21 protein-coding genes and 2 tRNA genes are annotated in these 23,415 nt (G+C 61.3%); 11 read left to right on the forward strand and 12 right to left on the reverse strand.

Translation table 11 applies throughout. The features are described 5' to 3' along the window. Window positions 1–426, reverse strand: a 426-nt coding sequence (locus HKN37_17040) for an amidase (GenBank protein ID NNE48361.1), incomplete at its 3' end; no start/stop codon positions are given. A gap of 112 nt (window positions 427–538) precedes the next feature. On the opposite strand from HKN37_17040, the gene HKN37_17045 reads away from it, so the two are divergent. Continuing rightward, the gene (locus tag HKN37_17045) at window positions 539–1,366 is read left to right on the forward strand and encodes a hypothetical protein (protein NNE48362.1); all 828 of its coding nucleotides are present in this window, start codon (window positions 539–541) and stop codon (window positions 1,364–1,366) included. A 9-nt stretch (window positions 1,367–1,375) separates the two neighbouring features. After that, entirely contained in the window at window positions 1,376–1,546 is a 171-nt protein-coding gene (locus HKN37_17050; protein NNE48363.1) for a hypothetical protein, read from the forward strand. Window positions 1,547–1,560: 14 nt separating this feature from the next. On the opposite strand, the gene HKN37_17055 is transcribed toward HKN37_17050, so the two are convergent. Further along, window positions 1,561–3,462 (reverse strand): amidohydrolase, encoded by a 1,902-nt coding sequence (locus HKN37_17055; GenBank protein NNE48364.1) that lies wholly within the window; start codon window positions 3,460–3,462, stop codon window positions 1,561–1,563. A gap of 50 nt (window positions 3,463–3,512) precedes the next feature. On the opposite strand from HKN37_17055, the gene HKN37_17060 reads away from it, so the two are divergent. Further along, complete coding sequence (locus tag HKN37_17060) at window positions 3,513–3,884, forward strand: DUF2147 domain-containing protein (protein ID NNE48365.1); 372 nt, start codon at window positions 3,513–3,515, stop codon at window positions 3,882–3,884. 26 nt (window positions 3,885–3,910) lie between these two features. Then, window positions 3,911–4,711: a DUF4412 domain-containing protein gene (locus tag HKN37_17065; protein ID NNE48366.1), complete on the forward strand. Its 801-nt coding sequence runs from the start codon at window positions 3,911–3,913 to the stop codon at window positions 4,709–4,711. A 33-nt stretch (window positions 4,712–4,744) separates the two neighbouring features. Here HKN37_17065 and HKN37_17070 read toward each other — a convergent pair whose 3' ends face one another. Further along, a complete protein-coding gene (locus HKN37_17070) occupies window positions 4,745–5,719 on the reverse strand; it encodes an NADPH:quinone reductase (GenBank protein ID NNE48367.1) in 975 nt (324 codons plus the stop codon). Window positions 5,720–6,047: 328 nt separating this feature from the next. Here HKN37_17070 and HKN37_17075 point away from each other — a divergent pair, with 328 nt between their 5' ends. The 3 genes from HKN37_17075 to HKN37_17085 all read left to right on the forward strand — a co-directional run bounded on the left by HKN37_17075 (window position 6,048) and on the right by HKN37_17085 (window position 8,767). Then, window positions 6,048–6,320 (forward strand): hypothetical protein, encoded by a 273-nt coding sequence (locus HKN37_17075; GenBank protein ID NNE48368.1) that lies wholly within the window; start codon window positions 6,048–6,050, stop codon window positions 6,318–6,320. A 73-nt stretch (window positions 6,321–6,393) separates the two neighbouring features. Beyond that, window positions 6,394–8,343, forward strand: coding sequence for a S9 family peptidase (locus HKN37_17080; GenBank protein ID NNE48369.1), 1,950 nt, complete (start codon window positions 6,394–6,396; stop codon window positions 8,341–8,343). 37 nt (window positions 8,344–8,380) lie between these two features. Further along, on the forward strand, window positions 8,381–8,767 hold the full coding sequence (locus HKN37_17085) for a nuclear transport factor 2 family protein (protein ID NNE48370.1): 387 nt from the start codon (window positions 8,381–8,383) through the stop codon (window positions 8,765–8,767). Window positions 8,768–8,895: 128 nt separating this feature from the next. Here the strand turns inward: HKN37_17085 and HKN37_17090 are convergent, their stop codons facing one another. The 9 genes from HKN37_17090 to HKN37_17130 form a co-directional block, all read right to left on the reverse strand. Continuing rightward, entirely contained in the window at window positions 8,896–9,606 is a 711-nt protein-coding gene (locus HKN37_17090) for a hypothetical protein (GenBank protein NNE48371.1), read from the reverse strand. Window positions 9,607–10,062: 456 nt separating this feature from the next. Then, window positions 10,063–10,251: a hypothetical protein gene (locus tag HKN37_17095; protein NNE48372.1), complete on the reverse strand. Its 189-nt coding sequence runs from the start codon at window positions 10,249–10,251 to the stop codon at window positions 10,063–10,065. A 510-nt stretch (window positions 10,252–10,761) separates the two neighbouring features. Then, window positions 10,762–10,837, reverse strand: a tRNA-Glu gene (locus HKN37_17100). 30 nt (window positions 10,838–10,867) lie between these two features. Next, window positions 10,868–10,940, reverse strand: a tRNA-Lys gene (locus HKN37_17105). 26 nt (window positions 10,941–10,966) lie between these two features. Next, on the reverse strand, window positions 10,967–12,058 hold the full coding sequence (locus HKN37_17110; protein ID NNE48373.1) for a tyrosine-type recombinase/integrase: 1,092 nt from the start codon (window positions 12,056–12,058) through the stop codon (window positions 10,967–10,969). A gap of 1,376 nt (window positions 12,059–13,434) precedes the next feature. Beyond that, complete coding sequence (locus HKN37_17115; GenBank protein ID NNE48374.1) at window positions 13,435–16,542, reverse strand: SMC family ATPase; 3,108 nt, start codon at window positions 16,540–16,542, stop codon at window positions 13,435–13,437. After that, window positions 16,539–18,143 (reverse strand): hypothetical protein, encoded by a 1,605-nt coding sequence (locus tag HKN37_17120; protein NNE48375.1) that lies wholly within the window; start codon window positions 18,141–18,143, stop codon window positions 16,539–16,541. The genes HKN37_17115 and HKN37_17120 overlap by 4 nt, the downstream gene beginning before the upstream one ends. Before the next feature lie 397 nt (window positions 18,144–18,540). Further along, entirely contained in the window at window positions 18,541–20,070 is a 1,530-nt protein-coding gene (locus tag HKN37_17125; GenBank protein NNE48376.1) for a relaxase/mobilization nuclease domain-containing protein, read from the reverse strand. Further along, window positions 20,067–20,393 (reverse strand): ribbon-helix-helix protein, CopG family, encoded by a 327-nt coding sequence (locus HKN37_17130; GenBank protein ID NNE48377.1) that lies wholly within the window; start codon window positions 20,391–20,393, stop codon window positions 20,067–20,069. The genes HKN37_17125 and HKN37_17130 overlap by 4 nt, the downstream gene beginning before the upstream one ends. An 800-nt stretch (window positions 20,394–21,193) precedes the next feature. On the opposite strand from HKN37_17130, the gene HKN37_17135 reads away from it, so the two are divergent. The 4 genes from HKN37_17135 to HKN37_17150 all read left to right on the forward strand — a co-directional run. Further along, window positions 21,194–21,937: a conjugal transfer protein TraL gene (locus tag HKN37_17135; protein NNE48378.1), complete on the forward strand. Its 744-nt coding sequence runs from the start codon at window positions 21,194–21,196 to the stop codon at window positions 21,935–21,937. Next, window positions 21,927–22,289, forward strand: coding sequence for a hypothetical protein (locus HKN37_17140; GenBank protein NNE48379.1), 363 nt, complete (start codon window positions 21,927–21,929; stop codon window positions 22,287–22,289). Before HKN37_17135 ends, HKN37_17140 begins: the two co-directional genes overlap by 11 nt. A 1-nt stretch (window position 22,290) precedes the next feature. Further along, entirely contained in the window at window positions 22,291–23,193 is a 903-nt protein-coding gene (locus HKN37_17145) for a hypothetical protein (protein NNE48380.1), read from the forward strand. Then, the coding region (locus HKN37_17150) for a hypothetical protein (protein ID NNE48381.1) at window positions 23,190–23,415 on the forward strand (226 nt) is incomplete at its 3' end. The genes HKN37_17145 and HKN37_17150, both read left to right, overlap by 4 nt.

Here is a 23,415-nt window from a genome sequence, read left to right on the forward strand (position 1 = left end):
GGTGCGCCCGTAGACCGCGTTGTAGGTCTGCCAGTCGCCCGCGTAGATGGGCAGGTTCGTTTTCCCGAGTACGATTGCTCCCGCCTCGATCGCGCGGCTAACCGCGACGGCATCCTCCTGGGGGACGTAGTCGCGAAGCTCGGGTGCCCCCGAAGTCGTGACCAGGCCCGCGGTCTCGAGCGAGTCCTTAATCGTCATCGGAAGGCCGTGGAGCATGCCCATCGATTTTCCGTTTGCCCGGGCGGCGTCGGCCGCACGCGCCGACTCTCGGGCACGGTCGTAATCCATGGCGACGACAGCGTTCAGCGCGGGGTTCAAGGCCTCGATGCGGGCGATGCAAGCGTCGACGAGCTCCAAAGAGCTGACGTCTTGGCTTTGCAGCGCCGCCAGACACTCCGAGGCAGAGCGGTAGCTCAACTCGTCCATCGCATCCTCATCGTGCAGGAGCCTACACCAATGGGAACGTTTGCCGGCGGCCTTTTGCACGGCCTTCCGTGCTTGACTTGTTCTCCGCGTGACCCGGGCTAGTCTCGATCAAATGGCCGCCGAAAAGGACAAGCGCGTTGCGCTGAAGCAATGGCTTCGTCGTCGCCTGACCGAGGGCGAGCAACCCCAAGAGGAGTGGCGCCAGCTCTTGGAAGCCACGTGGGACTACCTTCTGGTCACGCCGGTTCATCAACTGATCGACGCGGCGACGGCGAAGGCCGCTGCCGATCAGCTGATGAACGCGGAGCTCATCACGGAGATCTCGCGCCCGATCGTGGCGGCCGTTGCACCCGCGGTCATTCGAGAGCTCAGAACGGACGAGCGTCCTCTACGACGCTTCTTGCCTCGAGACGCCGAGGCCAAGCTCCAAGAAGCAATCGCTCGACCCGGCCTGGTTCACCCCGACTGGATTCGCGCCATGTTTCGCGGGGAAGCCGCCGAGGCCGTGCTCAACGACGCCTTGTATCGGGCACTCCAAGACTTCTCCACCTTGTTGCCGCGCTTGATGGTGAAACTTTCGCCGATGGGGCGTTTTGGCGTCTTGGGGAGCGCGGGTGCGTTCGCCGAGAAGCTGATCGAGAACCTGGAGAGGCAAATCGAACCCGAGATCAAGTCGTTTCTCGCTGACCGTTCGGAGCAAATTCTGGAGCGCGCGGCCGAGTTCACCATCGCCAGGCTCGACGACCCCGCCTCGATCGAGTTTCGTGCCAACCTGGTCAACTTCGTGCTTTCCAAATCCCCTGCGTTTCTCGTGGGCGCTGTGGATGACGAGCTGCTTAGTGACATCGGCGCCGTCGCGGAGCTGACCGCGCGACACGTCGCAGACATGCCCGACATGCGAGCAGACGTCCATGCAGGGATCGATCGCGCGATCGAATAAGCTGCCGACATGAAACTCGGCGAGGCCCTTCATCTCGAAGGCATCGAGGTGCGTCCGCCGATCGACGCCTTGGCGGCGGCAACCTGGCCGGCGTTTACGGCGCTGATTGGAAGCCCACAGGCCCAGCACTGGATGGACACGCTCCTCGACGACCTGATCGACGAGTACGAGCGCTCGTAGACCCACCGAGCTGCTCAGCGGGGCTTCTCGTAGATGGTCACGCCGCCCACGAGCGTCTGGTCGATCTCGATATCACGGAGATCTTCATCGTCGAGTGGATTCTTGGAAAGGATGACGAGATCGGCGAGCTTGCCGGGTTCGATCGAACCGAGCTGTTCTTCGAGCCGCAGCTGCCAGGCCGCGTCGGAAGTCATCGCGCGAAGGGCCTGTTCGACGGAGATACGTTCGTCGGAACCCAGGACTTCGCTGCTCGAGGTCTCGCGCGCCACCGGCGTCCAGAGCTGCAGCATCGAGTCGATCGGAACGATCGGCGTATCGAGGTGGGTCGTGAATCGAATCCCGAGCGCAGCCGCGCTTGCTGCCGGGCTGATCCGAGCGGCGCGTTCGGGACCGAGGAAGATGTCGCGGTGCCGGTCACCCCAGTAGTAGACGTGGGCGCTGAAGAAGCTCGGGGTCGCGCCGAGTTTCTTCATCCGATCGAGTTGGTCGGGGCGCGACATCTGCGCATGCACCAGTACCGGCCGAGCGTCCTTCGCGGGACAGGCTCCGAGCGCCGCTTCCCAGGCGTCGAGAAACTGATCGATTGCCGCATCCCCGTTGCCGTGCACCGCGACCTGTTGGCCCGAGCAATGAATCGCTTTGACTTGCGCCTCGAGCGTGTCGGCATCGATGTTCGGATAGCCGCGGTAGTCCGCTTGGTGCTCGCCGGGTTGGTAGTATGGCTCGCTGAGGAAGCCGGTGTATCCCTGGATCGATCCGTCGCCCACGAACTTCGCGGCGCCGATGTAGACGCGTTCGCTTGCGTACTGTCCGAGGTCCAATGTGCCTTCCGCGACCTCGAGGCCCAGTTCGTCTTTCGGCCAAATCGCCAATCGCTGCGGGATCAAACCCAATTTCGAGCCGGCGCTCATTCCTTTGATCTGCACCAGGGTTGCTAGTCCGTTTTGGACGGTGGTGAACCCCTGCGCTGCATAGGTGGCCGCAGCCGAACGAACGACGGCGATCTGTTGCAGCGGCGGCATGTTGAGCGCCTCCAACTGGAGGGGGCGCGAGGCGGTCTCCAAGAGCAAGCCGGTGGGCTCTCCGGTTTCTGGGTCCTTGCGGATTTCCCCGCCGGGCGGGTCCGGGGTTTCGGAGGTGATGCCGAAGCGTTCGAGGGCCAGCGAGTTCACGACCGCCATATGCGCGGAAATGTGCATGGCAAGGATCGGTCGGGTCGTGGAAACGCTGTCGAGGTCCTCGCGTGTGAAGTGCCGCTGCTCCTCGAGCATCGTGTCGTCGTAGCCAAAGCCGATCAGCCAGCCATCTCCCGATTGCTCGATGTTGGTCCGCCTGAGCGCATCGAGCGCTTCCGGAATCGTCTTCACGGCGCCGATGGGCGGACTGTTCAAGTCCGCCGCGACTGCGACCAGCCCCGCCCCCGGAAAATGGCCGTGCGCTTCAATGAACCCAGGCAGGACCGTTCGACCCTCGAGGTCGAGCACGACGTCCGCGCTTGGCAGCCAACGCTCCACGTCCTCGTTGCTGCCGACCGCCGCGATTCGATCGCCTTCGATGACCAGTGCGGTCGCCTGCTTGCCCTCCGGGTCCATCGTGAGGACCCGCCCGTTGGTCCAGACCTGAAGTCCGGGTGGCGAAGGGTGGAGCCGCAGCCAGGCAAGGCCTCCGGCGACCACGATGAGAGCGACGAGCGCGATGAGGGCCCACGCGATTCCCCGGACGATCTTCTTCACGGCGGCCATGCTACGCCCGAGGAAGGAGCCGTCGCAACGGTCCATCGTGAGAGCGACAACATCGGCGATCCTGTCCCGGTGGCGCGGAATTTCATTTTTCGAATGCAAAATCCGCCGTTTTGCGAGAACATCAGCCTTTCCCGTCCTCGAAAAGGAGAAGGCCCATCTCCCGGTCCAACGCATTGTCGCTCGTGTTGCTTGTAGGGTGGTTCACCCTTTGTGGCCTCCAAACCATGGCTCACGCCTCGGGCCAGCCTGAAACCGACGCAAACATCCTGGGCTATTGGCAGCGAGGCGAGGGCGAGGCGATCATCGAGGTCAAGCGCCATATGGCGGGCTACCAGGGCGTGATCATCAGCAGCGAGCGCCGACCGGAAACCGTGGGCATCGTGGTGTTCCGCGAGCTTCGGTACGACCAAGAAGCAGGCGATTGGCATGGCCGGGCGTATTCGATCAAGCGCAAGCGAGAAGTTCCGATCGACATCGAGGTCCCTAGCGCCAACCGACTCGAGCTCACGGCGCACATCTTGTTCTTCAAGAAGCGCGTTCAGTTCAAACGAATTCCGGACGTGCAGGTGGCTGGCCTTCAGGTCGCGAAGCGCTGACGAAGAGTCGATAGGGGGGAAGAGCCATGAGGTGTTGGATGCGCTGGTTGATGGGTGTTCTGGTTTTGGCCACTGCGGCTCCCGCGCTGGCCTTCGAGGGCGAAATCGAAGCGAAGTCGATCGGCGACACGTCCGATGGCGCCGTTCGACTCAAAATCTACGTCGCCAAGAATGGAGACTTGCGCGTGGATACCTCGGCGAAGGGCCCTCAGGGTCAGGCCCATCGTGCCTCGTACATCAAGCCCGCCAAGGGCAAGTACGACTACGCGCTCGACCATGATCGAAAACGGGCCACCAAAATCCGGAAAGACACGATCACGAAAATGGCTCAAAGCCAACCGGACGAGCAGAAGGGCAACAAAGCAAACGTCGAGATCAAAAAGCTCGGCACGGACACTGTCGCTGGGCAACGTACCCGCCACGTCCGCGTCATCGACAAGGATGAAGGGAGCACGGCTGACCTCTGGCTGAGCGACCGGTACCCGGCGAGGCTCTGGCAGAGGATCTTCTCGTTCGGCGGCGATGGCGGGAAGAGCTCGTCGAGCGGATGGACCCAAGTCATGGAGAAGGAGTACGGCTTCAAACCCGGATTCGTCATGAAGATGCTGTCCAAAGAGAAGGGAGGCCGGCAAAGCGGTTTGGAAGTGACCCGGATGCAGGAGAAGAAGGTGACCGCAGGAAAGGTTGCGGTGCCGTCCGACTACCAGGTGACCGAGATGCCCGACATGCCGGAAGGAATTCCAAACATGAAGATGCCGACCACCGAAGAAGAAGCTGAGCAGATGCGCGAAGAGTGGATGAAGAAGATGCAGGAGCAGCAGCGCTGAATCGGCCGGAGCACCGCAGGCCTCTCCGTGCTCTCACAAAACCACGATCACACGGCCTGGGCCGCGGCGCTCTTCGATATAAGCGTGCGCGTCGGCAATGTCCGCGAGCCCAAAGCGCGCGCCGATGGGCAAGCCGACCCAAGCGTGCTCGATCGCGGCGCTCAGGTCGTGCGCCGCCTGGCGTTTCGCCTCGATCGGAAAGTCATCGCTGCCTAGGAAGAACACGCGCACGTTCTTGAACACCAGCGGCCAGAAAGGAATTGTCGCCTCAGGCGCGTTGCTCGCGTAGGCGGCAATGGAGCCGCCGAGCTTGAGCATCCGTTCATCGATGCCGATATTGGCAGCGAAAGCCACCTCGACGATGTGGTCGACGCCGTCCGGTGCGAGGGCGGTCACCTCTTCGAGCAACCTCTCTCCGGATTGCACCACGTGGTGCGCCCCGGCTTCTTTGGCAGTGTCGGACTGGCCCGCCTTCTGCACGGTGGCGATGACGGTGGCGCCAGCGAGCCGCGCAAGTCGCACCGCGTAGGTGCCCACTGCGCCCGCACCGCCTTGAACGAGAACGGTGCGTCCATCGACCGGCCCACCCGCATGAATCGCTCGATGTGCGGTGAGCCCGGGGATCCCGAGGAGCGCACCTTGCTCGAAGCTCGCGTCCGCCGGCAACTCCGACACCTGCGACTCCGGAACGACGCAAAGCTCCGCCGCGGTTCCAAACGGTCGATAGCTCTGCGCGCCAAAACACCAAACGCGCTTCCCAACCCACTGAGCGTCGACGCCGTCCCCCACCTGGTCCACGGTTCCTGCCCCATCGCTGTGCGGCACGACCCGCGGGTAGGGCATCCCGACACCAAAGGTGTCCTGCCGCTTCTTCACATCGCCAGGATTCACGCCGGACGCGGCGATTCGAATGCGAAGCTCGCCGGCGCCCGGGGTCGGTTCGGCCATCTCTCCTACGACCAGCGATTCGCCTGGAGGACCCTGCTTTTCATACCACGCCGCTTGCATCCACTCCTCCGATGAACGGCGACGGTACCACGATGGCCGGGGCGGGTGGATCAGAGCGGCCGGGACACCCAGCCGTGCTTCCACATCCACAGCAAGAGCCGCTCTCGTAGGACCATCATGGTCGACCGGCGTCGGGGATGAGCTCGGGGCATGGCCGGCGTAGTAAGCAAGAGACATGCCGCTCGATTTTGCGGGGGATCGGCCCCGGCTCGGCGGCGTGTGTGACCGTGAGGCACGATCCCTGTGGCGCGGTTGGCACAGTCTGCTCAAACCGTCAGGGCGACTTCCGTTCGATATCCCCGGGACGCCGCTGTGATATCCTCGCGCGATGCCATTTCTCGTCGGTTGCTTTGCGCTCGGCACACCGCGTTTCGCCATCGTCTTGGTCGTCATCTTCAGCGACTACATCGGGACTGCGTACGAGACCACGATGTGGCCGCTGCTCGGGTTCTTCTTCATGCCGATGACGACCCTCTCGTACGCCTTCGCCATCAACAGCAACGGCTCGGTGGACGGCATGTATCTCGTCCTCGTCGTCGTGACGGTGCTCCTCGATCTCGGCCTGGTGGGGGCGGGCTCGAAGACCAAGTGGCGGGATTGAGGCCGCGGTGAAACCCCAAAGTGCCTGCATTCCGGGCCGCATCTTGGTTCTCGCGGGGGTGTCCCTTGCCTTGATGCTCAGCAGTTGGGGCGCTGCGCCATCCAAAGCGAGTCCCCCGCGGGAACCCGCGGTCATCGCCAAGCCCCCGGCCTCGTGGTTCGTTCGAAAGCCCCTGCTCCGCAGCCTCACTCTGTCGCCCGATGGCAAGCACATCGCCGCCATCTCCACCGGTGCCGACAAGGATTTCGTCGTCGTTCGACCAACGGCAGGCGGGAAGCTGCGCTCCGTGGTCGAGGTGCGGCGCGATCGCTTCGGACCTGCGGACACCTTCGAGTGGGTGGGCTGGGCAAGCAACGATGCTCTTCTGGTCGAGCACCAGCACCCGCGGCTCCGCTCGCGGGTCAATACGCGGAGCTCTCACTACTTGGTCGTGTCTCTGGATGGCAGCCGTGCCGATCGCATCGACGAGAGTTGGCCGCAAGACAGGCGGCCATCCACCTACGACGCGATTGGCTTGCTGCCGCGTGATCCAAAGCACGTACTGCTCAACCTTCGGTTTCGATCCGCTCGCTACCCCACGCCTCATCGCGTGGACATCATCGACGGCAGCTACGTCGAAGAGGAAGGCAGCCACTGGGGCATATGGGCCTGGCACGTCGACCGCCTCGGCCGGATTCGTGTGGCCGAGGGCGCCGCAAAGCCTCGAGGGGGCATCAAAGAGGGAGCGCTCGAACATTTGATGCTTGCCAAGGTGAACCCCGAGGCTGACCTCGAGGAGATCGTCCGCTGGAACCCGTTGACGGAGGACGGACTCTTCTTCGCGGCGTTCACGCCTCAGCCGGAGACCATCTACGTGTTCGCGCCGATCGAACCCGGCGGCCGCCATGGCATCTACGAGTACAGCATCCCCAAGCGAAAATTGGGCGAGCTGGTCTTCCAGCATCCCGAGGTCGATGCGCGCAGGATCGCGACGTCTCGCGTCGATGGCCGTCCACTCTACATCTCATACTGGACCGATCGACCACGCCAGCACTTCCTCGACGCCGAGTGGAAGCGTCTACAGGCGATGATCGACGGGACGCTCCCGAACCGAACCAACAGGATCGTCAGCAGAAGCCTCGACGAAAAGACCCTAATCGTGAAGTCGGAGTCTGACGTGGTGCCCCCAGAGTACTACGTCTTCGATCGTCGCGAAGGTAGCCTGGCTCTCCTGCTGAGCGCGTACCCCAAGCTCGAGTCGCTCGAGCTGGCGCCGATGAAGCCGGTGAAGTACCAGGCGCGCGACGGCCTCACGATTCACGGGTATCTGACGCGGCCGGCAAACGCCGGGAACGAGCCCTTGCCCACGATCGTGTTTCCGCATGGAGGGCCCTCCGTGCGTGACGTCTGGGGCTGGGACAGGATCGTGCAGCTCCTGGCCAGCCGGGGCTTTGCGGTGTTTCAGCCGAATTTCCGCGGCTCGGTCGGCTACGGCGAGGACTTCAAGCTGAAGGGCTGGGGGGAGTGGGGCCTCGCGATGCAGGAAGACATCACTGATGGCGTGCGATGGCTCGTCGACCAGAAGCTCGCCGACCCCAATCGAATTGGCATCTTCGGAATTAGCTATGGGGGCTATGCCGCGCTTCAGGGACTGGCGTCGACACCGGAGCTCTACAAGGCGGGCGCAAGCTATGCCGGCGTGACCGACCTCCGACTCACGCTCTCAGAAGCCAAGATCCGCTTCTATCATGACGATTATAGCGAGTGGCTGATCGGTGACCGACAAAAGGACAAGGCCAAGCTGGACGCCGCATCCCCGGCTCGCAACGCGGACCAGATCCGGGTGCCGGTTCTGCTTGGACACGGCACCCGCGACACCGTCGTCGATGTGCGTCAAGCCGAAGCAATGGCGAGAGCGCTCCGGAAGCAAAAGGTCCCGGTGGAGCTCTACATCTACGAAAACGAGCGGCACGGTTTCGTAGACGACCGAAACGCCATTGACTTCTACACCAAGCTGGTCGCATTCTTCGAACGAAACCTGTGACCGGCCGACGAAGTGATTTCGGGTACCCTAAGCGAGCATGGCTACCATCGGCGGCAGAATGAGCAACCAGGAGTTCGCTCGGTGGTGGGTGAAGGCGTGGTCGAATCGAGACGTTGACGCCGTTGCGGATTGTTTCGCAGAAAACGTCCGATTCGTGAGTCCGCGGGCAGCGGAAGTGACCGGAAAAGCCGTGGTGGTTGGACGCCAGGCGCTTCGAGACTACTGGCGACGCGCTGTGGCAAGCGCCGAATCCATCGAGTTCCAGCTCGATCGGATACTGGAAGACGCAGACGGCAAGCGCATCGTGATCGTGTACACCTCGGACATCGACGGCCGACGGAAGCGCGCCTGCGAGTTCATGCAATTCGACGAGGAAGGCAAGGTCGTGGCCGCCGAGGCCATGCACGGTTGCGTGTTGCCGTAGACAGATCTCGAGTTAGCTGCCCCAGAGGGAGAAGAACATGACAATTTTCTACTGGCACACCGTTCTGAACCTGGGCTTGGTAGCCCTGTTGGCGATGAATGTATCGCGCCTGAGGATGCGCGAGCCTGCTACCTTGGCGCGAGGCGGGGCCGCGTGGTGCCTCCGCTTCGGACTTGTCTCACGGCACGGATCGTCAGCGCAACGGACGTGACGAGCCAGATCGACCCAATCGATCGGTCCAGATTCGACATGAGGCCGTGGGTGCTGTGGCCCAAGATGAGGTTCGGCAAGTAGTAGAAGCTCGTTCCGGTGACATAGATACCGTTGAGGAAAGACTCGACGATCGGTCGCACGGGCGACCGTTTGAGATACAGCACGGCCACGGCGAGCGCGAGTAGGACCTGCGGGAACAGCTCCAGCCAATAGACGACATCGAGGTGAACCCGGCCGGGGTCGTGCATCGGAAGGGCATGGGCGTCGTTCAATGCGATGTACGACTCGGTGAGGTTCGGCATCACCTGAAAGAGCCCCGACATGAGGTCGCACCCGGTATGAAACCAGGTCGCGTTCAAGAGGAACCAGAGCGTGGCCATTCTGTCCGTGTCGGAGAAGTCAGAATCGCTCCGCCAGACGCGACGGACCAGCACGATGCCGGCCACGCTCAGGCTTGCAAAGATCCAAAAAACCATGGAGCTCAGACTCGCGACTACGCGCGCAATGTCCCACGAGAACGGAAAGTCGGCCTCGATTAGCGCGGGGTCGTAGAGCCACGCGGTCAACGCCGTCGACACGAACAGCAACACCGGCCAATACACATAGAGAGCACGGAACAGCTTCATCGGGTTCTCCTCGGCATGGCGCGAAAGCTATCCCAAACGGAGGGTCTTTGGGTGCAGTATCTCGCCCGGCCCGAACGGTTGCCGAGAAGATCTTTTCTGCTGACGCTGCACAAAAAAGAAAGCCCGGCCGAAGCCGGGCTCGATGGCATCCTTAATCACTCTGAGTTGGAACCAAGTGGTGGGGTTCCTCACCGATTGGGCTAACCGGCTTCACTCCTCGTCCCAGAGCCCGGACTCCTTGAGCAGCTCGATGTCGAGAAGGTCCTTGGTGCGACCCGATGCCTTCTTGGTCGCGACGAAGTCTGCGAGTTCGCGAGCTCGGGATAGCCGAACTCGGTGAGAGCTTGCGCGACACGCTCTGCGTTTGCCGCACTGGGCTCAATGAGAATGTCGATGTCTTGCGATGCGCGGGGGCGTCCGTGCACGGCCATCGCGTATGCCCCGACGATGACGAACTTAGCCTCGTGGCGCTGTAGTAAGCTCAAAAACTCGACCCATTCGTTTGGAAGCTCCACCGTAGTCCTTGTACACGCGCTTGCGGATCTGTTCCATGGCGGCAATCCGTTCAGCCACGGGTCGAGTCAGCCAGTATTGGCCTTCATCGAGCGCGGCTTGCTTCGGGGTCGTCCACTTCGCCTCGGCCATGCGAACAGTCTAGCACGCCCAAGAAAGCAGCACGGCAGCTTGCGCGACTGACGCTCGAGGACGTTCTCTCGCTGACGCCCAACGCGGCGACGGCTGCGGAGGGCGTCAGCGAGAGCAGAGATATGATCTTGACAGAAGCTCCGGGCTCGGGTTCGGGCTGTGGATTCTCCGTGCCTATCTGATGTCGGGAAGCCACTAGGCGCAGCGATGCCCTTCTAACGGAGGCGAGATCGTTCTGCGTCTGCGAGGACGCCCCTAGCTAGAGCGCGTCTATTCGGGCGCCGCCGGTCCTCGATCGTGGTGCGCATACAAAGGCCCCGAGACCATTTCTGATCTCGGGGCCGGCCGGTTGCTGGATTGGCGGACGGCCCCGTAAAGTCGGCGCTCTGCGCCGCCCACGGGGCTCACGTAAAGCGTGCCGCTCCGCGGCCCGCCGCGTGCCTCCGCCTAGCGGCGAAGCCACGTGACAAGAAAGGGGAGGACCGAAGTCCTCCCCTTTTTTGTTTTACGTGGCGTCCCCACGGAGGTTTGAACTCCGGTTACCGGCGTGAAAGGCCGGGGTCCTGGGCCACTAGACGATGGGGACAATAAGCAAAGGAGGCTTGCGCCTCTAGGGTGGGCCGTCAGGGATTCGAACCCTGGACCGTCGGATTAAAAGTCCGCTGCTCTACCAACTGAGCTAACAGCCCAAGTATCCGGAATCCCATTGGTAATTTTACTGACTTCCTTCGCCCCCGCCGGTCCGTGTGCCACTTGGTGTGCCATTAGAAGGAAATCGTTTGTTCAGTACCTCTCGTGCGTCATCGATTCGCGGGTGGATGTACCGACTGGTGGTGTGCTTGTCGGTGTGGCCGGCCATATACGCCAAACCGCTCAAATGTCCACTCTTTCGAGCCCCATCGTCGGTCGCGGCGTGCCGAAAGTCCCGCATATCTAGGGACTTGAGGTCGTCGGGGTCGAGTCCGAGAGACTTGGCAGCGGTCCGGAGGCTTTTGCGGTAATCCCACCGCTGAAAGATGGGGCCGACGTCGACCCCTTGGGCCGCAAGTGATTCGTAGGCTCGGTCGGTCAGGGGTAGCTCGCGCTCGTACCCGTTCTTATCGATGTCTTTCGTGACGTGCAGTGTCTTTCGGTCCAGGCGGAAGTGGCGACCGGCCTCGAGACGGAAGATCCCGTCGTGACGCAGCCCGGTGTCCCACGCGACCGTGAACAGGTCGCGAACTGGATGCCCCTTCCGCGTCCGCTCCGGAAGGGCGCGCAGAAGTGATTCAACCTGCGCGTCGGTCAGGCCAACCCTTCGCGTATCAATCGCTCGGGTCCCTCTCGCTCTCTTCTTCGGAAGCGGAATGAACGGCGGTTGATCGATCAGTCCTTCGTCAAACGCCCAGCGCAGGCACTGGCGAAGCGGGACCAGGTCGCGCCGCACGGTCGTTGCGGTGACAGATTTCAGTCGTTCCTTGATATACTCGCGGACAGCGTGCGGCGTAACATCGGACACCGACTCGAAGCGTTCGGCGAGGAAGACGGTACGTTTCGCCTGCGTCGTCCAGTACCGCTCTGACACGGTGCCGTCGATGTCATCGAGCCATTGATCAAAGAGCTCGGCGATGATCGGATTCCCGACTAGCTTCTTCGTCGCCCGGGCGAGCTCTTCTTTGTAGATGCGATTCGCTTCGACTTTTGCTTCAGCCTTGTCAGTGCACCCTGTCGATCGTCGGTACTTGCGGCCTGCGATGCGGAACTGCGTGATGAGCTTGTTCGTGCGCGGATCCCGTTGAAGGGTTGGACCTTCTGCTTTTCGAGCCATTGATTCAGTTCCTCCCGTTCGAAAAAGACTCGGTTTCCAATAACAACCGCCGGTACGTGGGGTCGTACGTGCCGATCAAATCCCCGCGCGCTCACGCGCAGATATTCCATCGCCTCTGCGCGTGTGACAAGAGGGGAGCTGATGGCTGACTCAGTCACGATCCAATCCCCAATCCGTTGGGTAGACCACCGCGTGCTCGAGTCGTCGCCAATTCGATGGCTCCCCGGCCGGCTCTGGATCACCGATGATTCTTCTTGCAGTGGCCCCAGTCGACTCTGCCACGCGGTCGCGATGAGAAACGCGCTCTTTTCGGAAACCACTATTCGCCACGACCAATATCCTTTCCGGAGTGTTGTCGGCGTTCATCCCCTTGCGACGAACGAGCGCCTCCACCCCTTGTTATCGGTTTTGCCCCTCAAAAAGTTGTCCGGAGCCTCGAGAAACCTATTCAAGGTGGCGAAACGACCAACGATATCGAGAATCGGCGCGCGTGTGAGCTGTCTCACATTTGGACGCGGCGAGCTCAGGCGCATCCTGATCCGAACGGACGGGAAGGCATCGGTAATCACAAGCTCCCCAATCCGCATTCGACAGCGCGTAGTGGCTCACGCAGTCCATGTGCCGCAGTATGCGGAACGCCACGCGGCCTTCAAATCCGGCCCGGACCTGCCACACGTTCAAGCCGTGGCAGACCGGTCTGGGGGGGCGCCACCGGTTGTCTTCCGAGTGTGGCAAATAGGTGGCAGCAAAACGTAGGTGACTTGGCCAAAGCCGGTGAAAACCACACAACCCACAAAGCGAAGAGGGCAGAATTTGCTGAGTCGACGCGTAGCGTGAGATGCGTCTCACGCCGGTAACGCGAGTTCGAACCTCGCTGGGGTCACCAAAAAAGGAAGGGATTCTGATTCCGGTCGGAGTCCCATGCTGCGTTGTGGCAAATATGTGTCACGCAAGTGCACTCTAGACCTCGCACCTGTTCAGGTTGTCCGAGACCGAGCAAAGCGGCGCCTACCGCCGCCGTCCTACCCAGTGCGCGCCAAGGAGAAACGACTTGGTGTGAGTCGACGATCCTTCGGACGCGAGTGTCCACCCGCTATTGTTACAACCGGTCACAGGGGAATCGGGTCGGATAGCGCCTGCTTCATAGGACACTCCCCAAACCGAGGTCAGGTCAATCCGGTGTCTCCGTTCCAGGCCCGTCGCTGCCCCTGCGTCGCGAACGACGCCAAGTGGGTTGCTGGCGGATATCCGGTAGTGTGAGACACCCTGAGTGGAGTGGAGGCAATGTCGACTTGCGCCGCCGGAATACGCCCTGAGCTAAACCCACTGCTCACCTTGGACGTGGCCCCGCAAGGCTGAGTACTGGAGTCTCCCGCCTACGCACCCTTGGTCGGTGCGACAGGCTTGGGAGCGAATGGCACGACCTGAAACATGTCTTGCCCGAGCGGTGCGAACTTCATCTCGAACAGCTTCGCCAGTTTTGCGTCCGCCGTGGCGAAGAGGACTTGAGTCCCGCTCACCGCCACATTTCGCAAGAAGTCCAGGAACGCCAGGCTGTTAAGGTCGTCGACGTTCGCAACTGGATCATCGATGAGAATCAGATTCAAACGATCCTTTACGGACCGATTCAGAGCGAGAAATATGGACAGGGCAAGTGCAGCCCGCTGCCCAGTGCTTATCTCAGTAAGTTGGGCGTGCCTCCCATCACGCCTGACTAGAACTACGGCGTCGTTACCGTCGTGCCCGAGCATCAGATTCCCAAACTCCGCCGGCGTGTGAATCGTTTGGAAGATCGCCAGAATCGCTTGCTTGTAGTCGTGGAGAAAAGCGTCAAGGGTTCGCTGGATGCCCTCTTCGTTCCGGAGTTCCACGAGCACGCTGTCTGCCTTCCCGACCCGCTCGAGGGGTCCGAGCATTGACGCAAGCTTGTCTTCCTCAGCTTGGAGAGCTTCGTTGCTGCTTCGAAGCATCTCCGATGCTTCAGCGAGTTGCTGCCGAAACGATACCGCCGCGCGGAGCCTTCGTGCAGCGGAATCGAGCTTGCTCCTCAGGTCGCCGAAGTCCGCGTCTTCCAATAGGCTCAAGCTCTCCGAGATTACCTCGTGGCGATCCAGAGCTCGATCCACAGCCGAAAGCCGTTCAGGAATGAGAGGCAGAATATGCTCTGGCTCCCGCAGGCCTGGAAAGGCGCTCCGTAGCAAGGATTCAAGTCTGGTATTCGACGCTTCGTGCTCCCTCTCCATGGCTTGACGTTGTTGCGAGAGCATGGTCCGTTCCTCGTCCAACGTCGCAAGTCGGCCGGATACGTCGTTCTCTATGCCATTGAATAGACCAACTCCTACTCGTTCTTCCAGGTCCCGAGAGAAGTCGATCGTCTCTTCGACCGTGAGACCCTGCTCCTCTAGACTGGCCACGAGAGCGTCGAGGCGAGATAGCTCGGCTTCGGCGCCAGCACACTTCTCAGCTAGCTGACGAAGAAACTCGTCTGCCTCTTCCGCAGTGCTTGCGCCTGATCGAGCTTCGAACAACCCGAGCAGCTCATCGAAGTCGGAACGGAGCTTTCGCTGTTTCCGAAGCGCCCTTACCTGTCGCTGAATTTGACTCAGCTCGCGAGTCGCGGAACTCAGGCGTCTCTCCGCATCATCGACAACCTCGAGTCTCCCAAGCCTGTTGCGAAGGTCGCTCGCGCCGTGCTTCTCTCCGCACACTGGGCAAGTCCCCTCTTCAGGTAGCAGATCGAGCAGTTCGGAAGCTAGCTCGCGGATGGATGTTCTAAGGTCGGTAGCCCGGTCGAGGTCAGAACGAGCCGCGTCGAGCGTCTCCTGCGCATCCGCAACCTGCTCCGCTAACGCTTCCAATCCCTCATCAAGGAATTCGCGCGAAAACGATACCTCGTCTCCGGATACACCGGAAAGACGCCGTCGCAAGGGCTCGATACCTGTGACATTACGCACAACCTGGCGGAGCGACCGGACTCGCTGGTTCACCTGGGGAGTCACCTCTATCGCAGGAATCGCGAGCAGGAGAGACGCTTTCCCAAGAAGCGCGCGATCGCGCGCGATTTGAGATAGCCGAGTGCTGAGGCCACGTAGAGCTTCGCCAGACCGTTCGCTCTCCTCACGAACGTGGGCAACCGATCCTTGTAGCTCGATGAGTCGCGTGCGCTCTGCCCGCAGTGCACCGGCGGACAATGGGCGAATCCAGTCGACCTCGTCCATTGTGGCCGAAAGTCGCGAGAGCGCGTTTGACAGTGTCGAAAGGAGTGGCTCTTCGTTGCCATCTCGGTGCCTTTGCGTAAGCGGAAGCTCTTGGAACAGCGACGCAACCGTGGCTTGCTCGGAGGTCGACTCGTCGAGTGATTGTCGAATACCCTCAATCTCCACCTTCAAGGCGGCAATTGAAGTGCGGGAATTCTCGACGCCATTCGCTAGCTGCTTCTTCGCTTTTTCGAGGTCGGCTTGGAAGCCATCAAGCCGCGCGGATACGCGCGTTGCCTCCTCCCCAAGGATGAGTTCTGTGAACGCGGAAGTAATGCGCTCGGGGTTGTCTTCGTAGGCGAGACGATAGGCGGCGTCGCTGGAAAAGAAGTTGTACCGCGCGAAAGAGTCCGGCATGTCGTTCCCACGCCGGTAAACGCGCCCATACAATCTCTGATCTCGCTCACGATACTTCTTCTCTTGTTCTTGATATCTCTCTACTCGTCCGTCCGTCAGTTCGACCTTCAGCTTCGCCCCCTCCTCCTTCTGATTGCGAAGCGTCTTGCCACAGAGGCAGAGTTCTATCGCCTCGAGAAAAGAGGTCTTGCCGCTGCCATTGGGTCCCGAGAGTAGGTTCACGTTCCTTAGCGCGTACTCCCGGGGTGACGGGTTTTGACGGTAGTTCTCGATAGACAGTTTGACCAGGGCAGGAAACGCGAGAGGGGGCACAGGTGTGGCTGGTGCCTTGGGCGACAACGAGCTCTTCAATGTTCCGAGCTTGAGTTGCGCCATGACGCTCGAGCGACTCTCCGACCCGTAGAAAGCGCCCAACTCGTTTGCGTCTAGGATGGACTTCCAAGTGTCCACTACGTTCGCCAAGGCGACCGAACTCTGTGCGTCTTTGCCGACCGCGGAGTCTACGAACGCCTCAAGTTCAGAGGCGGGTACGACGTATTTGCGCGCGTACTCCTCGTCTCGCTGAAGCTCGCTGAGTCGGTCGCGATCAATTGCTTCATCGATCGATCCGTTGGGCAGAACGAATACCAGATAGTAGCTCCATTGGAGGGGGCCGTTGTGCCGGTAGAAATCGTCTGCGAGAAGGTGTTCCTGGTAGTACGCTAGGTCGAAGTCGGGGGAGCTAACGTTGTCCGTGGTGTCAAAGTAGTAGACGGCAATCGGGTGATCTTCGTACCGACGCTCACAACGGAATACGCGTTCGTCGTCTCCAACGCGCTCAACCTGAGCGAACCGATTGTTCAGAGTCTTCTCAATCGGGCCTAGTCTCATTTTGGCCTCGCCGGAGCGGTTATACTGGCGCTGGAGGTGGGTACACCCGTGATCGATGCATGCTGCCTACCCATTGCACACTTGATACCGGTACTGAGTTGGTACCAAACGAAGGTGCGGCGGTATCCGCCTCCAAGAGCGCTGTCCAACTTGAGGCGCTCGCGATCGGCGGCCTCGTCGGATACACAAGTCCCGATGTATGCTCCAGTGGCGATAGGGCCTTGGTCGTCGTGAATGTTCAAGCTTGGCGAGTGTCGGTCGAAGCCCAGTGACGCGTCCTGCAGAACCTCCATCCCCGGGGCATCGAAGCCCTTCCGCGAATCGAAAATGTCCGAAAGAGTGCGAACGTGAGCGAGTCGCTTCTCGACGCGAGGTCGGCCGGCTTGATTGTCGCAGCACGTGCTCCGGCCGAGCACTTCATCGGTCTCGATACGACATGGATCGAGGTTCGAAGGTTGCGACCAGTTGACTCTTGAAACCTCTCCCGCGCTCAAACTCAGAAAACGTTCTAGATCCATTCTAGAGTCCACGGCGCTGATCGGTCCGATGGAGTCCAGGCGCGCCTCATGAAGTAAGTCGTCCGTGCAATCGGGCAGATGGGCGGCAGGCTTCCACCCAGTTCCGTTCCAGACAGAGGCCACAACGTCCTGGGGTCCACTCCGTTTGGCGGTCAGGGCAGAGGCCACTTTCTGCGACGGCTTTGAGAGACGGAGTTCGAAACAGAGTTCGTCGTCGTTTGCGACGAACACGGTCGTGCGCTTCTGATCCCATCGAAAGAAGTAGAGACCCGCCTCGTGGTTTTCCTGTAGGCGCGACTCTCGCAGGTCCAGCTGTGAGGACTTGGTGTACAATGCTGTATGGGGCTCCTGAACGAGGGGACTCTCGTCGCCCTCATCTATAACCCCGGTCGTACCGGCTGCCCAGTTGAGGCACATCAGCTCGATCTCGTCGGACACCTGCCTGAGGGCTTCCGACCGGTAGGCCGAGAAGTCCGGGTGTCTGGGCTTAGGGTTGAGCTGAAGGTGGACCACCAAGGTCGGTGTCGTCCACAGCTGCGGCAGACTGGTTTGCCACGACAACTCCAACGAGTCTGAACAAATCAGAGTCACGAGGTTTATTGATGCGCCGCCTTCGTTGCTGACAACGTAGCCTCGCTCTCCGCGGATCAGGTCGTTACGTTCTGTTGGAAAGCTGACTCCCATTGCTTCGGTCTTGAACTGCAGGACAAGGATCAGTTGCGCATCGTCATCTGGGTTCCGGAACAGAAGAACAGCCGGGTCAAGGAAGCGGCCATCACCCTTGAGACAGTTTTCATCGAACACTACTGCGGTTGCCGGAAGACGGTCGTTGAGTGTCCTCACCTCCGCCGGAGTGATCGATTGGCAACCCAGAATCCACAGATCGCCCGGAGCGGGGCCGAGATCCTCTCGCAGCGCGGCCTCCAACGTGTCCCAGGGACAGCAGTACTCCGGGCAAATCGCCAGATTCGCTTTTCGCGTTTTCGCGAGGCGTAGGAAGGCAAGAAATCGCTCTGCAAAGGCTGCGTCCGTGCACTTGATTCCGCCTGAGTTGACCTCGACAAGCCCAGCCGGCTGCAACATCAGACATCGAAATAGCTTCGCGTCTGGGACAAGGAACCCAAAGGTCGGCGTCTTGAGGCCGTGTCTCGCGCAGACTTGTGTTAGCTCTTCGAACTGCAAGCATCCCTCGGCAGACGTGTCGGGAAGGCCGACAACCTTACCCGAGCTGGACTTCCGGAGCCAGCTTGCAGCGGAACCGATGCTGAACCGTGTCGGTGCGTCCTACCACCACGTGCGGGGACTGGCAGCGCCCACCGTCTCAATCCGTACGTAAAGACTGCACGGCTGGTCGTTCTCGGCCCCCCCTCCTGCGGCGGCGTATCGAGTGTTGTCGAGCTTCGCGACCACTCGAGAGGATGCCGCATCTTGTGATAGGCGTTTTCGGTCGCGGCTCGATAAGGGAAGGGCGCTTCGCTTTTCAGCGCTGACGCTCTTCCGCAATTTCCAACCCTTGTTCGGCGCACAGTTCGGCCAGTCGCTCTTGTGCGCGCCTCGATCCCAGTAGCGTGACCTGCTTCGTTCCGAACCTTTGCTTGGCGACGCCCACTAGCTGCTCGAGCGCATGATCCCGGGCCTCGCCGAGAAGCTCGATCGATCCTGCGGACTCTCGAAGCCGTACCCCATTCGGCAGGTTGTGGATGATGGTCCCCCGACTCGTCCGCAAGTTGCGAGATGGCAAGGCCTGGAGCCGGTCCTTGCTGCCGCTCTTGATCGCCAACCCCCGCGACTTCCGGCTTAGGCGACGCACTGCCCTGTGATCGCCGCGCGCGGCCCGCGCTGCCAGGAATTGCTTCCAAGATCCCGGGTGTGTGTCGATGCCCATGGTTCTCCACCTCTTGATAGTCGTCCTGAGCTTGCGCTCTGCAGCCTTTCTCTCGAACGAAAGTATCTTGTACACCTTGTGTTTCTCGCGCGCGGGGATGGGCATCGCTGCAATCGCGTGATGCCTCACCTTGAAGTGTCGTCGATGCGCAGCTCGGGCCGTGTCGATTTTCGCTGACAACGCATCGCGCTGCTCGTCTCGCCGAGCCCGTGCCGCGCCGAGCGCATCCTGGTACTCGCGCCAGAGTCCGTCGTCACGCAGTCGTCCGAGGGGCTCGGGTCGATACGCCTCGCGGCTCATGGTTGCGACGTGCTCCGCCGCGGGACCTGCAACGAAATCCCCGAAGCGCTCACAGAGCCTTTGTTTGGACCAGTGGCGCCCCAGAGACGAGGCCTTGCAGGCCAGGTCCCCTCGCGTTGCGTCGACCAAGGCTAGCCCATTGCCGCGCTTGACCACTCGCACGCCATGCGCGGCCAGTCGCGCGTGCAAGTCTTTCCAGCCGGAGATGGCGTCTAAGTCGATTCGTTCGCCGATGCGACTTCTGGCCCATCGAGAAAAACTCTGAACACCGCGGTGTGCCTCGTAGTCGTGGGACCGATCGGTATCGATTCGCCGCACGCTTCGATCGACCTTGTGAAGCCCCAACTCCACCTCAAGCTCGCTCGCCAAGGCTTTGAAGGCCTCCACGTCTCGCCACGGGTGGTGGATCTTTCGCGTCTTCGGGTGAATCTGATTGACTGCGACGTGAACGTGCTCGTGCTCTTGGTCGCTGTGCCGTACCGCGATGTACTGATGTTCGCCCAATCCGGCCGCATGGACTGCACGCCGCACCACCTCATCGAGCTCCCGTTCGTTCAACGAACGGTCATCGGGGTGAAGCGAGATGATCATGTGGTAGGTCCGGTCGCCCTTGGCGCGCGTGTTTGCGCGCTGAAAGGCCTCAACCACGTTGATCGCTAGTTCTGCGTCTTCGTGCCGATCGATTCCTTCGAGGTTTCCTGCGCCGTACCATGTGCACCGCTCGGTGCCTTTGGCCCGGAGCATGTAGGCCACGAGCCCGCGGAAGCGCGGACGGGTTGCGGAGGTTCTGTCCCTCTTTTTCCACTTCTTCGGCTTGATGATCATCGTGGTTGGGCGAGGCGGTCGATCACCGAGCGAATGTGCGCGCTCGTTCTCTCAATTTCCGCGAGTGTTCGTCGAATGTCTGCCTTGTCGCGACGCTCAGTCAGTGTCTTCTTGAGCAGTCCGCCGAGCCGATTCTGTTCGCCCTGAAGCCTTTGCAGCTTCTCGATTTCCTCGAGCGACTCTGCGGTCGGTAAGTCGTGGCTCAACAGGATGCGACGAACCACATCGTTGCGGCTGAGACCGCTCGCTTCTGCGAGCGCGTTTAGTTGAGCGACGTGTGCGTCTCCAAGCCGAACCGTGAGTCGATGCTTCAGTTCCCCCACGTGTCGAGCATAGGCATCGCATTCATGTTGTCGAGAAAGAAATTGGCGCTCAGCGCGCGAATAAGCCGGAGGCGTTGAGCGCGCAACGCGTGCGACCGATCACGCGACGAGCGGGAGACCGGAGCGCGTGCGGTTTTGTTGGCAGACAAAACTATCCCTTGCCCCAACAAGTTGGGTCCCACGCTGTCACACGGAGTGCACACGGAGTTCACTCAGAGTCACACGGAGTGCACTGAGAGTCACACGCTGACCAATCGCTTTCGGGGAGCCCGACGCGAAAAAAAATCACGAGCCAGGACAACATCTGGAGGGGCAAAACCGATAACAGGGGTAGGCACGATGAACGTACCGAACCAGATCCTGCATGCGAAGTTCTCGCCGAGGCTCGAGCCCTACGGGGCGTTTCGCCTCCATCTCCATGAAATCAACGCCTGGCTCAATGCAGGGTGCTCGATGCGGAGCGTCTGGATCGAATGGAGGCAAAAGGGCGCTTTTCCGGGGTGTTATCGCTCGTTTCTTCGGTACTGTCGGAAACACAATCTTCCACGTTCCGGTGCGGTTGAGCCCGAAGATCGAAGCCGCGATCACAACCATTCAGGCGGGAGTCTGTTGGCGCCGCGCCCAACACCCGTTGCGACCAACGGAGTTCAGGTTCCGAGAGCCCCGTCCCCGCCCGAACCCTCCAGTGGCTCCAAGCCCAACGCTGCGGTGAGCGTGAATTCGGCGCGCCCTTCGAAGGTCTATCCCCCGCCGGTCTCGCGGCCACGCGAATTCATTCCGTCTGAGGAGGATTGGGACAAATGAAGGAGTTTCATTGCATCGTCGGGAACAAGGGCGGCGTCGGGAAGTCGTTGGTGGCGTCCTTGGTCATGCAGTACGCAGAAGACCAAGGATGGGGCCCGCTCGCGATCGAGTGTGACCAGTCCAACCGGACCCTCTCTCGATACGAGCGCCTTCGGACGCAGCGCCTCGAGCTTCTCGATCGCGAGCAGCAAATCGACCGTCGCCGTTTCGACGCACTGATCGAAATGCTCGTTCAAGACAACGAGCCCTTCGTCGTGATGGACAATGGTCAAGCGTCGTTCGCCCCGCTCACGCGCTACATGGTCGAATGCCACGCGTTTGACATCCTCCGCCAGCGCGGTCGGGAGTGCTTCGTCCACACCGTGATCGCGGGCGGACAGCTCGGATCGTCGACACTAAGGGGACTCGGCGACACGCTCGCCGCGTTTGGGGGCGACGCCAAGCTTGCGGTTTGGCACAACGAGCACTTTGGTCCTGTTGACCAGGCTGCATACGACGAGGTCCTGAAGCGGGCGCAAGTGCCAGTGCTCGGACCCCTCGAGATCCACCGTTGGTCAAAGCCCTTCGAGGACGACGTCCAGGACATGTTGGGTAAGTTCCTCACGTTCGAGGAGGCGCTCGCCTCTCCCGATTTCGGCCTGATGAATCGGCAACGACTCCAGCTCGTGCGGGACCGCGTCTTCGGTGCCCTTCAGCAATTGCTTCGGTCTGCATTTGAGGAGGCCGTCGATGCTGACTGAGCGCGAGCGCAACGAGGTCGTTGCCGCGGTCGCGAGGGACCTCGGTGTGGCCGTGTCCCCGAATGATCCGGTTTTCGTCGCGGTCGCCGCGAACGAGCGCGTGCTGGCACGGGCTGCCGGGGCGGTCGCAACGCACCTCGCACGCGATCTCGAGGATGCCCTCAGAGCCCGGGAGGCGCAGCTCGTCACCGGGGTCGCGGAGGCGGTGAACGAAGAGATTCGCCGGCTCACGCAGGGAGCAGCCAGGGCACGGGGTTCGGTGGAACGCACGGCCAAGCGCTGGGTGGTGGGCCTCACCGCACTGGGTCTTGCCGAGGCGGTGGCGATTTGGTTCGCGCAGAGGGGGGGATGAAATGAGGGTCGATACGAAAGAGGTCGTTCGCCGGCAACTCCGAGCGCTCGGGAACGACCGCTTCGAGCTCGGTATCCAACACCGGGACACCGGCGCGATGGATCTTGGGACGCTGTCGGCGGAGAACGTCCTCGCCTCGGTCGGGTTTCTGAAATGGAAAAACCAGTCGGGCCATTTCATTCGGATTCGTCCGAAGTGGCCGCACCCCTTCGTCTTCATCGACGACCTCCGTGTCGAGGGCGTGTACGCGCTCGATCGTCGGGGCTTTGCGCCTTGTGTGGTCGTGGAGAGCTCACCCGAGAACTTTCAGGCCTGGCTCAACCTCGGAAGACGCGTCGGCAAAGAGGTGATGACCGTGATCGCGCGGCAAGTCGCGGCGACGATCGACGCGGACCAAGGGGCTGCCAACTGGCGGCAGGCCGGCGCACTCGCCGGCTTCACGAACTGTAAGCCCAAGCACCAGCGTCCGGATGGCCTGTATCCCTTCGCAAGACTCCACATGGCTCGGCATCAGGTCTTCCCAAGAGCCAAGTCGCTCGTCCGGGATGCAAAGAGGGTGCGCGCGGCGGAGCAAGCGGCTTCAGAGCGAGCCCAGGCGTACTACGCCGGCCGAGACCCGGGGAGGGTCAAGGACATTTCGGCGTTTCACGAACGCGCGAAGTATGAGGGCGACCTTCACCGCGCGGATTTCGCGTGGGCCATCCATGCGCTCTCAAGGGGTTGGAGCGAGCAACGCGTGAAGGACACGATTCTTCATGCGCGCGACCTTCGTCACAAAGGCTCGCGCCGCGAGCAGGAAAAGTACGCGCATCGGACGGTGCGGAGGGCGCTTCAAAGGGGCCTTGGAAAAACCATCGAACACCCCGACGACAGGTTTGCGGGTCAACAAAGGCTTGGCCGATGACTTCGCTCCATCCAAACGAGCGTCAACGCCGAGAGTCTAAGCTTCAACGGGAGCTTGGTCCGGACCTGGTCGCGCTGATGCGCGATCCCGAGGTGCGAGAGGTCATGGTGAACCCGGACGGGCGTGTCTTTGTCGACCACGCCCGCACCGGCCTCGAAAAGACTCTGATCACGGTCGAGCCAATTCACATGAAAGCCGCGCTCGGAACGCTCGCGGCCCTTC

The organism is Rhodothermales bacterium (assembly GCA_013002345.1).
Taxonomy (GTDB): domain Bacteria; phylum Bacteroidota; class Rhodothermia; order Rhodothermales; family JABDKH01; genus JABDKH01.

Coding starts and splice junctions, on each gene's coding strand:
- HKN37_17085 (NNE48370.1), top strand. CDS start 8,381: ATGGCTACCATCGGCGGCAGAATGAGCAACCAGGAGTTCGCTCGGTGG.
- HKN37_17120 (NNE48375.1), bottom strand. CDS start 18,143: ATGTTGCAGCCGGCTGGGCTTGTCGAGGTCAACTCAGGCGGAATCAAG.
- HKN37_17110 (NNE48373.1), bottom strand. CDS start 12,058: ATGGCTCGAAAAGCAGAAGGTCCAACCCTTCAACGGGATCCGCGCACG.
- HKN37_17140 (NNE48379.1), top strand. CDS start 21,927: ATGCTGACTGAGCGCGAGCGCAACGAGGTCGTTGCCGCGGTCGCGAGG.
- HKN37_17070 (NNE48367.1), bottom strand. CDS start 5,719: ATGCAAGCGGCGTGGTATGAAAAGCAGGGTCCTCCAGGCGAATCGCTG.
- HKN37_17065 (NNE48366.1), top strand. CDS start 3,911: ATGAGGTGTTGGATGCGCTGGTTGATGGGTGTTCTGGTTTTGGCCACT.
- HKN37_17045 (NNE48362.1), top strand. CDS start 539: ATGGCCGCCGAAAAGGACAAGCGCGTTGCGCTGAAGCAATGGCTTCGT.
- HKN37_17135 (NNE48378.1), top strand. CDS start 21,194: ATGAAGGAGTTTCATTGCATCGTCGGGAACAAGGGCGGCGTCGGGAAG.
- HKN37_17090 (NNE48371.1), bottom strand. CDS start 9,606: ATGAAGCTGTTCCGTGCTCTCTATGTGTATTGGCCGGTGTTGCTGTTC.
- HKN37_17095 (NNE48372.1), bottom strand. CDS start 10,251: ATGGCCGAGGCGAAGTGGACGACCCCGAAGCAAGCCGCGCTCGATGAA.
- HKN37_17050 (NNE48363.1), top strand. CDS start 1,376: ATGAAACTCGGCGAGGCCCTTCATCTCGAAGGCATCGAGGTGCGTCCG.
- HKN37_17075 (NNE48368.1), top strand. CDS start 6,048: ATGCCATTTCTCGTCGGTTGCTTTGCGCTCGGCACACCGCGTTTCGCC.
- HKN37_17115 (NNE48374.1), bottom strand. CDS start 16,542: ATGAGACTAGGCCCGATTGAGAAGACTCTGAACAATCGGTTCGCTCAG.
- HKN37_17125 (NNE48376.1), bottom strand. CDS start 20,070: ATGATCATCAAGCCGAAGAAGTGGAAAAAGAGGGACAGAACCTCCGCA.
- HKN37_17060 (NNE48365.1), top strand. CDS start 3,513: ATGGCTCACGCCTCGGGCCAGCCTGAAACCGACGCAAACATCCTGGGC.
- HKN37_17080 (NNE48369.1), top strand. CDS start 6,394: ATGCTCAGCAGTTGGGGCGCTGCGCCATCCAAAGCGAGTCCCCCGCGG.
- HKN37_17145 (NNE48380.1), top strand. CDS start 22,291: ATGAGGGTCGATACGAAAGAGGTCGTTCGCCGGCAACTCCGAGCGCTC.
- HKN37_17055 (NNE48364.1), bottom strand. CDS start 3,462: ATGCGTTGGACCGGGAGATGGGCCTTCTCCTTTTCGAGGACGGGAAAG.